Source organism: Pedobacter sp. AC212 (assembly GCF_979258625.1).
This window is the reverse complement of the sequence record NZ_OZ409870.1, coordinates 5,314,589-5,328,395: the sequence shown is the minus strand read 5'-3', so window position 1 is coordinate 5,328,395 and position 13,807 is coordinate 5,314,589. Positions and strand designations below refer to the sequence as shown.

The window sequence follows — 13,807 nt, the reverse complement described above, 5'->3', positions numbered from 1 at the left end:
CTTTCAATGACTAAAATCCGTATCTCAAACCAATTTGAAACTGGTAAGGATTGCCACTAGGGTTAACAATACCGGCATTATTTACACGGTAATTAAAGGTTCTGCTATCTGAAAAGTAAGCAGGTATTGCAGGAACGGCAGGTGTAGTACCCGTTGCAGGTACAGCAGCACGTCCGTTTAAAGCGTAAAGCGCTTGCGTTCCCAAGGTTTCATTCACGCCCCATTTCTTATTCAACAAGTTGGCGAAGTTGAAGATATCACCAGAAATTTCAAGTGTGTGAGTTTTATAAAGCTTGAATTTTTTACTGATTCTTAAATCTACAATACCATAAAAGCCATTTTCTCCACCATTTCTTTCGGCAATTTGGCCTGAATATTTATTGATATAATCTTTTAAACTTTGGCTGGCCAATGGATTATCCATAATGGCTTGCAAGCCGGTGCGAACTGTTTGTGAAACTGCAGTATTATTTCTGTCGAAAATAAAAGCTAAATCGTTAGTGGCTACGAAATCACCATTGGTGTTTGTGCCCGATAATAAGCTGTAGCGAGTACCGCCAATGCCTGAATAACGAACGCCAATAGTTACGCCGTAAAATGTTGGTAGCGTACCGTAAACCACTACTTTGTTGCGGAAGTGGTTATCTGAATACGACATTCTGCTTAAATCTCTCGGATCATCTTTTACCGGAAGTGATAATGTTGCGGTATTCGCTACGTTACCATTGTAAGAAGTATTGTCTTTCGCATCATTCCAGGTATAGCTTGCTGTAATTTCACCATCTCTAAAGTAATTCCAGGTTGCATCTAAAACCACTGCAAACTGATTCACTTTTCCTTTACTGTTCATTTCCAATACACGTCCAAACTTATTTGATAAGCGGCCCGCTTTCCAATCTACAACACCGTTTGAGGCATTAATAGTAGGAACGTAAACGCCTCTATTATCTTCATTTGAAATGGTGAAGAAAGGATTAGCTACCATATTTCTATCTACATACATGTAGTTATTACGGCCTAAACTTGCGTAACCTGTAATGCCAACTTTAAATTTATCGGTAATTAATTTACTGTATGATAAATTCGCTTTGTAGATTACGGGTACTTTAGCATCTTCAGCATAAGTATTAATGGTTGGTACTTGTAAAGCTGCTAAAGTTGGTGCAGCTACGCCATTTCTATAACCGATAAAATCCGGTCTTGGTACATCAGCTCCTTGAACATCCACAGTAGCAAAATGCTTTCCATCGAAAGTTAAGTTGTTAATAGTCATGTAATTATTAATGTCTGAACCAAAGATGCCTGCACCGAAACGAACAAAATCTGTTCTGTTTTCATTGATATCCCAGTTAAACTGAATTCTTGGCTGAATGAGAAACTGTTTCAGCTCATGGTCAGTTCTAACACCAATGGCATCAAACAATTGTTGGTTTAATGGCGATTTTGGATAAGAGCTATAGTCCATACGCAAACCTCCAATAAAGTCTAAACCTTTAGCCAACTTAGTTTGCATTTGACCATATAAAGCCATGTTCCAGATTCCGGCCTTAACTGTTGGGTCTTCCACCAAAGGCGCTTCACGATAGTAAAGATATGGAGCAAGATTGTTGAAGTTTTGGATAGCCGTGGCACCTCCGTTTGTATATTCAAAACGTCCGTTTACTTCACTTCCATAAAGCGACTTGGCATGAGTATACATTACATCAACACCGAAAGTGTATTTCACTTTATCGGTATTGTAGTAGAAGTTATCTACCAATTGAAGTACATTATTGGTGAAACCTTCCTGGCCAAAACGATGACCACCGATTTGAATTGCTGTATTTCCAGTTGTTCCATCAGCTAGTGTTGAAGTGACGTTACGAACAATTGCTCTTGGTATCGCATATTCCAACTGGTCATTCTGTGTACTTGCCTGAAAGGTGTATAGGTGTTGAACTTTCAATTCGTTAGTTACTTTACTGTTCACGGTTGAGCGTAAAGTGGCCAATAAACTGTTATCAACATTTTTGTCATTACCATAACTTTCGAAGAAATTGATGGCGGTATTGTCTGCCAGTCCTAGTGGATTTCTATCGTTGGTGTAATTATCGCGAATGGTTAACAGGTTTTTCTCATTGATTTGCCAATCTAAACGGGCGAAAGCTGCATCTGTTCCACGCTTTTTATCAAATGACCCATACTGATCGCTACTAGCTACGCCGTATTTAGCACGGGCAACTCCAGCAAATTCCTCTAAGGTGCTATTGGTTATTCTAAATCTTGCCTCATCAGCAGGACCATTAATGTCTGCAATAATAAGAGGACGAGCATCTCTTTGGTGATCCCATCCCACGAAATAATGTAGTTTGTCTTTAATTATTGGACCACCCAAGGTGAAGCCATATTGATAAGTCGAGAAATCGTTATCACGTTTTACACCTCTAATATCATAAGGAGAAGCTAACCAATCTGCTCTTCCGTACATAAAAGCACTACCGCTAACTGTATTCGTTCCTGATTTGGTTACTGCTGTTACCGTACCGCCGCCGGCTCTTCCTAAAGTAACATCATATTGATTGGTTACTACCTTGAATTCGCGAACTGCCTCAATGGAAATAGAATATGGCGCACCACTACGGCTGGTTGTGCTTCCTGCAGAAGTAGGATTTTTTGCGTTCATACCATCAATGGTGTAGTTGGTAGATGAGCCTAACTGACCAGCAATACCACCACCACGACTCAATGGAGATAAATCCATCAAGTTGGAGAAGTTACGGCCGTTAACAGGCAACTGGTTCATCGTTTTGGCAGAAATCTCTGTCGAGGCGCCAAAATTCTGCACTTTATTTCTTAAACCTGAAGCCACTACCTGAACGGCCTCCAGATTTTGTGCGGCTTCTTGCATGGTGATGCCGACTCTGGCAACATCGCCGAAGTTTAACATATAGCCTGTTCTAGTTTGTTCGCCGAAACCCACGTAAACAGCCTTTACAGTGTAAGGACCGCCTAAAGGAAGCTCTTTAAATGTATATTCTCCCTGGGCGTTGGTTGAAGTTCTGGTGGTAAAACCAGTAGAGTTATTTTTAATTTCAATGGAAACACCTGGGATGGGTTTCTTTTGTTCATCGGTTACAATACCGGATATGGATGCTTGTGTTGTTTGTGCCATTGCAGATCGGGTTGCAAAAGACAGTAGTAGCATTAATGCGACTAGTAGATTTTTCATCATCGTTGGATTTTTAATAGGTTGTAAAGCCTTTATCGAGCCGCCTGAGTTTAGGCTGCTGTCAAAAGCATTTCAGCATGATTAGTTTTGATTTTTTATGATGCAAAATTCTACGAGTTGTGTTAAGATGGTTTCTATTTTATATTATTAAATCGTTTAGAAATGATGTTATTTATGGGCTAGTGTTAAAATAAAAAACGGCCAATAAGTTAATATTGGCCGTTTCTGTTAAATTGGTGTTAGCTTACTTCTTTTCAGCAGTATATTTATCGCTAAACTTCTTGTCCAGTTGTTTGTGCAAATTGTCCAGATTGATATCTCTTCCCTGGATAAATGCCTGTTCCACTTTGTTGGTTCTCATATCCAAAGCATCGCCTGCAGAGATGAATAAAGTGGCATCTTTTCCGGCCTCAATACTTCCGGTAGTTTTATCAACGCCCATTACTTTTGCAGCATTTAGCGTAATAGTAGACAAGGCTTTCTCTTTATCCAAACCCCATGCGGTAACCGTTCCGGCCATAAAAGGCAGGTTGCGCTGCTGCCAATAACCATCTATACTTAACACTACATTTAAACCAGCGTTGGCTAAAACAGCTGCATTTTTATAGGGCATATTTACATCGTCATCATTATTATTTGGCAAGGCATGAGGTTGTTTTACCACCAAACTGATGTTGTTTTCTTTTAAGAAATCGATCACCAAATAAGCTTCATCAGCGCCAGTGATCACTGGCGTAATACCGAATTTCTTTGTAAAGTTTACCGCGGCAACAATGTCCTTTTGGCTATCTGCGGAAATAAATAATTTCTCCTGCCCAGAAAAAACTTTTTTCATGGCCTCAAAACGGGTGTTAATTACCTCCGGTTTGCCCATTTCCGAATAAGCCTTAGCTTCTGCGAAAAATGATGTCAATTGTGCAATGGCAGCTTGTGTTCTTTCTGCTAAAGCTTCTGCCGACATTTGTGGCCTGCCGAAACCACCAAATCCACCTCTAAAACGTGGCGTTACCGGCCAGCTCATGTGCATGGCATCATCCGTTTTAATTGCTGCATCTTCCCAGTTCCAGGCGTCCAATTGTACTACGGAAGAACTTCCGGATACCGTTCCACCTTGTGGAGTAGGTTGTGCCATTAATACACCATTACTTCGCAATGTTGCCGGCACTTTCGAATCGGTATTGTAAGCTACAATCGAACGGATGTGGGAGTTAAAATCGCCAATTTCCTGGAAATCCAGCGTAGCTTTGATCGACTCAGTTTCTGCTAAACCTAGGTTTGTTGTCGCTGCAATAAAGCCAGGGTAAATATGTTTTCCTGTAGCTACAATTCTCGTTACATCATCTTGTGGCACCTGGCCATTGGCCGTAACAGAAATAATTTTTCCGTTGCTGAAAAGAATAGTTCCGTTTTCAACTACTGTTCCATTGCCCACATGCACCGTAGCTCCGCTAATGGCAATGGTTTTAGTTTGTTTTTTTGCTGGCGATATGTTTGCTTGTGCAAAACACATCAGGCTTGATGCCGAAAAAGCCAGACTCATTAAATAGGTTTTCATGTTAGTGTGCATGTTCTTTTTCGGTTAATTCTGCTGAATAGTTTTCTAGAGTTTCGCAATTGTACAGACGTGGAGCATCACCCATTGGGCGTTGCATTTTGCCACCTTTACTTTTGCTTTCTAACATTTTTTGAATCAAACGGGCTTTTTCAGCTTGCTGTGCTATAATTACCTGAGCGTCTTTTTCAATGTCCCAATAAGCTACGCCATCAACAAATGTTTTTTCTGCTTTTGCGTAGATGGAAAGCGGGTTGGCGGTCCAAATCACCACATCAGCATCTTTTCCAGGTTTTAAACTGCCCACTTTATCATCGATGTGCAGCATGCGTGCCGGGTTCAAAGTCACAAATTTTAAGGCGTCTTCTTCCGGAACGTTACCATAAAGCACCGACTTTCCTGCTTCCTGGTTCAGGTGACGAGCCATTTCTGCATCATCAGAGTTAAAGGCCGTGGTTACACCTACGTTGTGCATAATTTTGCCGTTGTATGGAATCGCTTCTGCAACCTCATTTTTGTAAGCCCACCAATCAGAAAAAGTAGAACCGGCAATGCCATGTGCCTTCATTTTGTCTGCTACTTTATATCCTTCCAAAATGTGCGTAAAAGTGTTGATTTTGAATCCAAGGCTGTCGGCAACGTGAATTAACATATTGATTTCGCTCTGCACATACGAGTGACAAGTGATGAAACGTTTGTTGTTTAAAATCTCAACAATGGCATCTAGTTCTAAATCCCTTCGAACGCTATTGCCTTTCACTTTCATCGCTTTCTCATACTCTTTGGCACGGGTAAATTCATCAACAAAAGTTTGTTCTACACCCATACGTGTAACCGGAAAGCGGGCACCGGTGCCGAAGTTACTTTGCTTTACGTTTTCGCCCAGTGCAAATTTGATGAAACCATCAGCGCCAGCAAACTTCAATTCTTCCGGCGATTTACCCCAGCGCAGTTTAATTAATTGCGATTGACCGCCAACCGGGTTTGCTGAACCGTGTAAAATATGAGAAGTCGTTACGCCTCCCGCCAACTGGCGATAAATGTTCACATCTTCGGAGTTGATAATGTCCGCGATACGAACTTCGGCAGAAACCGACTGCGCACCCTCATTAATACCGCCGCTACCGGCGATGTGTGAGTGTTCATCGATAATGCCAGTGGTAATGTGTTTGCCCGTAGCATCGATAACCTTGGCGCCACCAGCTGAAAGATTTTTTCCAACGGCCTTAATTTTGCCGTTTTCTAGAAGTACATCAGCATTTTGAAGGATACCGTCTTTTTCATTTGTCCAAACGGTACCATTTTTAATTAAAACGGTCTCTACTTTTGGCAATTCCGCGGCGCCGAAAGCGGTGAAAGGGTATATCAGTGAACCCATTGCAAGTGTTGGTTTAGAATCTTCTTTCTTAGGCGTTTCTTTAGCAGCTTCTTTGTAGGTAGCTGTAAATTTACCAGTAGATCCATCTGCCAGTGCAGACTCGCCTTTGATCGTGATTGGATTTGCAGAAGTGATGTATCCGCTTAAGCGAACATCACCTTTAGGGTTTTTCTTTAAGTTGAAGTTGATGCTTACCCAATCGCCATTTCTGGAAAAAGTTGCAGTCGTTTTAACGCTATCAGTTCCCGCTCTTTCGATGGCTGCAGTTGAGCCGCCACCTGTACCCGTAATTTTTAGTATTAAAGCGCCAACGCCATCCACATTTAAATTATAAGTTCCACGCACATCACTTACATCCATTTTATTTACGATGAAACGTTTTCCCTGAACCCAGTTTTCAAAAATGATGTTGCCGTTTTTGAACAAATTATCTGATGAAATTAAAAAGTTCGCAATTTTTCCTTTTTCAAGTGAGCCGACTTTATCGTTAATGCCAAGGAGTTCGGCAGGAATTGAGGTTACAGATTGAAGCGCCTGTTTTTCAGTTAAACCGTTTTCAATTGCAGTGCGGATGTTTGCCCAGAAATCACGGCTGTTTTCTAATCCGAAAGCAGTTAAGGCAAACTTAATACCTGCTTTTTCTAAAGCAGCTGGGTTAGTTGGTGCTAACTCCCAACCTTTCATTTGCGATAGCGTTACATTTCTGGCTTCTGCCGGATCTTCTACATCATAAGCTTTAGGGAAAGAAAGCGGAATAATCAAACTTGCACCTGTTGCTTTCACCTCATTAATACGTTGATATTCGTCGCCACCAGATTTGATAATAAATTTTTTGCCAAATTCTTTGCCGATTTTATCAGCACGTAAAACATTCTGCCATCCATCAACTTCGAAAATTTGGGGCATGGTTTGTTGCTTGCCAAATTCATCTAACGAAATATTGTATTCGTCTTTCTGTTTGCCATACCACTGCGCATCGTAATAGGTTTGGCGCAACAAAGCAATGGAACCCATTAAAGAAGTAGGGTAATCGTTTGATGAGGTTCCTTTGTTGAAGGAATAATTAGCTGCGGTTTGATCTTTCAAAATAACAGCATTATCAGCACCTTCGTTTAGGCTTACGGCTGCAGAAACACCACGGGCAATGCCATCGCGGCTGATTACATTCACGCTTCCAAAGCCCGCCTTGCGTAATTCGTCTGCTTTTTTGGTATCAACAGAGAAAATGTTTTTTACATACGTTTCAGGTCTGATGGCTTCGTTCCAGCCATAAGCGCCTTTTTTTGTAGAGACAAAAATCGACTGACGCTGGCCGCCAAATCCTCTTGCTTGTGCAGGTGCTTCCGTAATTCCATAGCTTGAAAAAGCATCTACCATTGATGGATAAATGAATTTGCCCTTCAAATCCACCACGACATATCCTTTCGGTACAGCAACTCCGGCTCCTACAGCCTGAATAGTTTGTCCTTTAATTAGAAGCGTTGCGTTTGATAAAGTTTGGTTGGCATTTACCACAATTGTTGCGTTTGTAAAAGCAAACATGCCTGGCCTGGTATCAAAAGATCCGTTTACCGGGAAAGTTGTTTGCTGTGCAAACAAAATTGTAGTAGAAAATACCATCGCGATAGCGAGTAAAATTTTCTTCATAATAAGTTTAGGGGTTTATTTTGTTTAAAACTAATATAAATTAACGTTGGTTGCACTGAATATCCTATTTTTTACAATTATTCCCTATTTTTGAAGAAACATATTAGATCAAAATGTACAATATTTTAAAATCTGCGCACTCTGGATGGCGCTACATCGTATTAATTTTATTAGTTGTTGCCGTTGTTAACGCTTTATCGGGGTGGTTTGGCAATAAAACTTACACAGAAGGCAACCGGAAGTTAAATGTATTCACTTTAATTAGTGCTCATATTCAATTTCTTATCGGATTGGTATTGTTCTTTTTTAGCCCTTTAACAAAACTGCCAATGAGCGATGCAATAGGAAGATACTTCAAGGTAGAACATACGTCTATGATGCTTATTGCAATCATTTTGATTACAGTAGGTAATGCAAGATCTAAAAAGGTTGCAGATGCGGTAGCCAAACACCGCACCATCGCAATTTTCTTTGGCCTGGCTTTGATACTAATTATTGTTTCGATTTTGATAATGACGAAAAACGTTCCTGGAAGATCATTTTTTGGGATCTCTTAAAAACTATTGCTTTATTGATAGCAGATTATCGTTTCAGTAAAGATTGAGTAAATAAATTTTCAATTCAATAAGGGAAATTCAATTCAAGAATTAGTTTTCCTTATTTATTAGGTTAATGTTTATAGGAAATTTCACAAATATTTCCATTATTCAAAATTCTTTATATTTTTGTCGCACATGATTAACAATATACATACCGGGCTTTGGCAAAGTAATTCAAAACAGAATTGCGCCGGCTGCGTATGAGGAAAATATTTTTATCAACCTAAACCTAATTGAACCATTAAAGCCCGGCGTAGAACCACACGCCGGGCTTTTGTTTTTAAAAAAAATTACAGAGAGGAGATTGCTTCGTTGTTCCTCCTCGCAATGACGATAGAAAATGTTTAAAATTAATACCACTTACAAAAAAATGCTTGCCGATACGACCACGCCTGTGAGCATTTATTTACGCTTACGCGATGTGTATCCGAATAGCATATTGCTTGAAAGTTCTGATTATCATAGTCGTGAAAACTCGATGAGTTTTGTTTGTGCCGAACCTGTTGCCGGGATTGTTTTGAAGGGTAGTCGTTTAGAAACTTATTTCCCAGACGGAACGGTAGCAATAAAAGAAAGCAAAAATTTAATTGATGAAATAGCCGATTTCAAAGATCAGTTTAAAGAAACAGAATTGCCTGAAATCAAATTTATTTCAAGCGGTTTATTCGGGTATTTTACCTGGAATGCCGTTCAGCATTTCGAAGATATTAAATTCATTTCTGAAACTCCGGAGGGAGAGGAGATCCCAGAAATGCAGTATCATTTGTATCGCTACATCATTGCAATTGATCATTTCAAAAATGAAATCACCCTTTTCAAAAATACTTTTGAGGGAGAAGAAGAAGGTGGATTGGAAAAGATGGAGTATCTCATCCAGAACAAAAATTATCCGGAATACAAATTTCAGCTGCGGGGAGAGGAAAGCTCAAACCTAACTGATCAGGGTTTTATGGACTTGGTAGAAAAATTACAGAAGCATATTTACAGAGGGGATGTTTTTCAAATTGTTCCTTCCAGGGCGTTCAAGCAAGCATTTTCTGGTGATGAATTTAACGTTTATCGTTGTTTGCGTTCCATTAACCCATCGCCATATTTGTTTTATTTTGATTATGGCAACTTCAAGCTTTTTGGTTCATCTCCGGAGGCGCAAATCACAATTAAAAATAATACCGCCAATATTTTTCCAATTGCCGGAACCTTTAAACGCAGTGGTAATGATATTGAAGATGCAGAGCAAGCGAAAAAGTTAGAGCAAGACCCGAAAGAAAGTGCAGAACATGTGATGTTGGTTGATTTAGCCAGAAATGATTTAAGTCGTCACTGTAATCGGGTAGAAGTAAAATCATTTAAAGAAGTACAATATTATTCGCATTTGATTCACCTGGTAAGTAAAGTAAGCGGACATTTGCAGGAGGATGTAAGTGCGTTTAAAGTGGTGGCAGATACTTACCCGGCAGGAACTTTAAGTGGTGCCCCAAAATATAAAGCCATGCAGCTGATCGATGAAAATGAAAAGCTCGGGCGGAATTTTTATGCTGGCGCAATTGGGTTTATGGGCTTTAACGAAGATTTTAATCATGCCATTATGATCAGGACTTTTATGAGCAAGAATAACGAATTGCACTACCGGGCGGGCGCAGGAATAGTGGCAGATTCTGTTCCGGAAATGGAGATGCAGGAAGTGAATAATAAGATTGCGGCCTTGCGTAAAGCATTGCAAATGGCCGAAGGCATTTAAGGATGAAAAAGGATAGTGTTTATAAAAGAAGGATGATCAATGGAAAATAAAGACAAAAAGACTGTTTTAGTGATCGATAACTATGATAGTTTTACCTATAATCTCGTTCATTTAATTAACGAAGTAGGCTACGAAGCGGTAGTTTGGAGAAATGATAAATTCGAATTGGCTGATGTGGCACAATACGATAAAATTTTGCTTTCTCCTGGTCCTGGTATTCCGGAAGAGGCTGGATTATTATTGGATGTAATTAAAACGTATGCGCCAACAAAGAGTATTTTTGGAGTGTGTTTGGGTCAGCAGGCGATAGCTGAAGCTTTTGGCGGTACGCTACTAAACCTCGGCAGACCGATGCATGGAATTGCCACGCCGGTTACCGTGGTAGATGGCGATGAACCTTTGTTTTGGGAGTGCCCGCAAACGATAAACGTGGGCAGATACCACAGTTGGGTAGTGAGTAAAGAAAATTTTCCATCCTGTTTAAAAATCACCGCCAGAGACCACAAGAGCGAAATTATGGCTTTGCGACACGAAAGTTTGGATGTTCGCGGGGTACAGTTTCATCCTGAAAGTGTATTGACAGAGCATGGAAAACAAATGATGGAAAACTGGTTAACGAGTTAATTTAGTCCTCGCCGGACGGGCTATTTTCTTTTTGATGTCAAAAAGAAACAAAAAACACCGGCTGAAAATTTTTGTATTAAAGTGAGTGTTTTGGCTTGGATAGAAAATCCCCAAAAATTTGTTAGGCCGGTTTTAAATCGAACGTAGGTGCGCTGCTTTGGCTTGACAAGTTTCTCATTGCATGTTTTAGAATCACACATGAATATTTTAGATAAAATCGTATTACGTAAAAAAGAAGAAGTTGCTGATGCAAAGCGACTCATTTCAATACAGGATTTGGAAAAAGCTGATCACTTTAAGCGTACACCTTATTCTTTTAAAGAGTTTTTATTGGCTAAGGAAAGAACCGGAATCATTGCCGAGTTCAAGCGCCGTTCGCCATCAAAAGGATTAATAAATGGCATAGCCGATGCTGCTGAAGTTACGCTTGCGTACAATAATGCTGGTGCATCTGCAATTTCTGTGCTAACGGATGTTGATTTTTTTGGCGGGAAAACCGATGATTTATTGGCCGCAAGAGCAGCTAACAATATTCCCATTCTTCGCAAGGACTTCATGATTGATGAATATCAGATTTTGGAAGCCAAAGCCTGGGGCGCAGATATCATTTTGTTAATCGCGGCAATTCTAACTCCAAAGCAAATCAGCGATTATGGGAAATTTGCGAAAGATTTGGGCCTGAACGTATTGTTAGAGGTGCACAACCTCGAAGAACTGGAAAGAAGCATTTGCCCAAACCTGGATGCCATTGGTGTAAACAACAGAAATCTGGCTGATTTTACCGTTGATATCCAAACTTCATTCGATTTGGTGAACAAAATTCCAGATGAATTTCTGAAAATTTCGGAAAGTGCCATTAGTAATCCGCAAACCATAAAAGAGCTTAAAGCAGCAGGCTTCAACGGGTTTTTAATCGGAGAAAATTTTATGAAGACCGTTGATCCTGGCGCTTCGATTAGAGAATTTGTAGCGGAAATTTAAAAACGATCTTCTTAAATTTTGTCAGTCTGAGCCTGTCGAAAACATTTATCCTGCGTTTCGGCTAGCTCAATGTGACCATTCTTACATGGAGTAGTTCAACCATTTGCTTCGCCACGTTTTTACTGGTATTCTACCTCATAAAATTCTTTCGCAAACAAACCATAAACGCTGTTGTTAAACATAAGAGTAATCTCTATTATTTAACCAACAAATTTCGTTTATGCAGTACCTTGACCACTTTTTTGGTTATCCCGTTCCTATTTTCGTTAAAAACCTAAGTATCGGTATCATAGCCATTTTGGTTGGCTTGCTTATTAAATACCTTGTCCATAAAACTTTCCTTTTGCTTTCGCGTTGGTGGGATTTCATTATTATCAAATCTACGATTAAACACCTTCGGCAACCTATCGCGGTATTCATTCCCTTATTGTTATTAAACTCTTCTTTGGATTTGATGGTAATGTCTTCTACTGCCCGACAGCATATTGATAAAGCGATAGAGATTGCATTGACCGCAGTATTTGCACTCATCCTTATCCGGTTAATAAATGTATTAGAAGATTTCTTTTATCTTAAATATGATCTTAATAAAGAGAATAATCTCAAAGAGAGAAAAATACGTACCCAGCTTCAGTTTGTTAGAAAATTTATCGTTTCATTAATCATTATCATTACAGCAGCTATTATTTTGCTCAGTTTTGAAAGCATGAGAAAAATTGGTGCAGGTTTACTTACTGGTGTTGGAATCGGTGGAATTATCATCGGTTTCGCCGCACAAAAATCATTGGGGAATTTATTAGCAGGTTTCCAAATTGCTTTTACACAACCGATAAGAATCGACGATGTTTTAATTGTGGAGGGTGAATGGGGAAGGGTAGAAGAAATCACTTTAACCTATGTGGTGGTGAGCATTTGGGATCAACGGCGACTGATTTTGCCAATTACCTACTTCATCGAAAAGCCTTTTCAAAACTGGACCCGTGTATCTGCTGATTTGCTGGGAACGGTTTTCCTGTATATGGATTATACCATTCCAATTGAACCTTTACGCCAGGAGCTCACGCGGCTTTTAACTGATAATCCCCTTTGGGATAAAAGAGTAAATGTGGTTCAGGTTACCGATACAAATAAAGATGGCTCTATTGAAATTCGATTTTTAATGAGTGCCTCCAACTCTTCAAGAGCTTTTGATTTAAGGTGTTACGTTCGCGAATCGATGATTACTTTTATTCAAAATAACTATCCTGAAAGTTTACCAAAAACAAGAATTGAACATAAAGATAAGTTTCAAAATTTATAAATAGAACTGTATAAGGATTTAAACACTCTTACAACCATGTTTATCCGTTAGGTAAAATGTAATTTTAAAGTTACATTTTTATTCCTTAAAGTTTTGCTCTGATAATCTGAAAGTTAACTTTTGGGAACATTTGCGGAGTTATAAAATGAATTAAGTTCGCGTCCGTTGGTATAGTTGTTGTTTTTTCTAGGGAAAATTATTTAACACATTTTCTATGAAAAATTTAAAAAAAGTACTTTTCACAATCTTGCCGTTGCTCACGTTAACCGTATTATCTTCTTGCAAAAAAGACAGCAATAACACTCCTGGAGATTCTGAAAATAAAAACTTCAAGTTTACCATAACTGTAGATGGGGTAGAAGAACAAGATTATGTTTCCTTCGTTTTTGTAGGTGCTACACTTGATAACGCTAAAACTATTTGGAAGGTTAATGGGGTTACCAAAAACAATGAAACAGGAATTTCTTTAGGGAAAAACGATTTTCTGGGTGCTACAAAAACCTATGTAATTGAAAGTACTACGCCTTTAAGGTTAGTAACTACCAGCCAACAATGCTTAAACCCAGGTGCGAACAATCCGCCGTTTAAAATTAGTTTTAAAGCAGAGGTTAATGGCGATGTGGTTACAAACGACCAAAATATCACTGTTACTTCAACCGCCGATTACACGCATAAATACGACTATTAATTTACTAATTCGGTCGATTGAATAAGTGGAGAATTCTTGATAAAACACTTCCATGTGTCAAGATTTCTCCGCTTTTTGTTTAAGTTTTGGGA

At 39.3% G+C, this 13,807-nt stretch carries 9 protein-coding genes; 6 read left to right on the top strand and 3 right to left on the bottom strand.

Annotated features, from left to right (window positions below):
- Positions 1-10: 10 nt before the first annotated feature.
- From ACZZZC_RS23040 to ACZZZC_RS23030, 3 genes are all read right to left on the bottom strand, one after another.
- Complete coding sequence (locus ACZZZC_RS23040; RefSeq protein ID WP_463488210.1) at positions 11-3,211, bottom strand: TonB-dependent receptor; 3,201 nt, start codon at positions 3,209-3,211, stop codon at positions 11-13.
- A 241-nt stretch (positions 3,212-3,452) separates the two neighbouring features.
- Positions 3,453-4,763, bottom strand: coding sequence for an amidohydrolase family protein (locus ACZZZC_RS23035; RefSeq protein ID WP_463488209.1), 1,311 nt, complete (start codon positions 4,761-4,763; stop codon positions 3,453-3,455).
- Between the two features lies 1 nt (position 4,764).
- Positions 4,765-7,785, bottom strand: coding sequence for an amidohydrolase family protein (locus ACZZZC_RS23030; RefSeq protein WP_463488208.1), 3,021 nt, complete (start codon positions 7,783-7,785; stop codon positions 4,765-4,767).
- Positions 7,786-7,898: 113 nt separating this feature from the next.
- Here ACZZZC_RS23030 and ACZZZC_RS23025 point away from each other — a divergent pair, with 113 nt between their 5' ends.
- From ACZZZC_RS23025 to ACZZZC_RS23000, 6 genes are all read left to right on the top strand, one after another.
- Complete coding sequence (locus tag ACZZZC_RS23025) at positions 7,899-8,342, top strand: cytochrome B (protein ID WP_463484199.1); 444 nt, start codon at positions 7,899-7,901, stop codon at positions 8,340-8,342.
- A gap of 382 nt (positions 8,343-8,724) precedes the next feature.
- Positions 8,725-10,122 (top strand): anthranilate synthase component I family protein, encoded by a 1,398-nt coding sequence (locus ACZZZC_RS23020; protein ID WP_463484198.1) that lies wholly within the window; start codon positions 8,725-8,727, stop codon positions 10,120-10,122.
- Between the two features lie 39 nt (positions 10,123-10,161).
- Complete coding sequence (locus tag ACZZZC_RS23015) at positions 10,162-10,746, top strand: anthranilate synthase component II (RefSeq protein ID WP_463484197.1); 585 nt, start codon at positions 10,162-10,164, stop codon at positions 10,744-10,746.
- Between the two features lie 198 nt (positions 10,747-10,944).
- On the top strand, positions 10,945-11,727 hold the full coding sequence (gene trpC / locus ACZZZC_RS23010) for an indole-3-glycerol phosphate synthase TrpC (RefSeq protein ID WP_463484196.1): 783 nt from the start codon (positions 10,945-10,947) through the stop codon (positions 11,725-11,727).
- A 220-nt stretch (positions 11,728-11,947) separates the two neighbouring features.
- Positions 11,948-13,027, top strand: a complete 1,080-nt coding sequence (locus tag ACZZZC_RS23005) for a mechanosensitive ion channel family protein (protein WP_463484195.1) — start codon at positions 11,948-11,950, stop codon at positions 13,025-13,027.
- Between the two features lie 214 nt (positions 13,028-13,241).
- On the top strand, positions 13,242-13,715 hold the full coding sequence (locus ACZZZC_RS23000) for a hypothetical protein (RefSeq protein ID WP_463484194.1): 474 nt from the start codon (positions 13,242-13,244) through the stop codon (positions 13,713-13,715).
- The last annotated feature ends 92 nt before the right edge of the window (positions 13,716-13,807 follow it).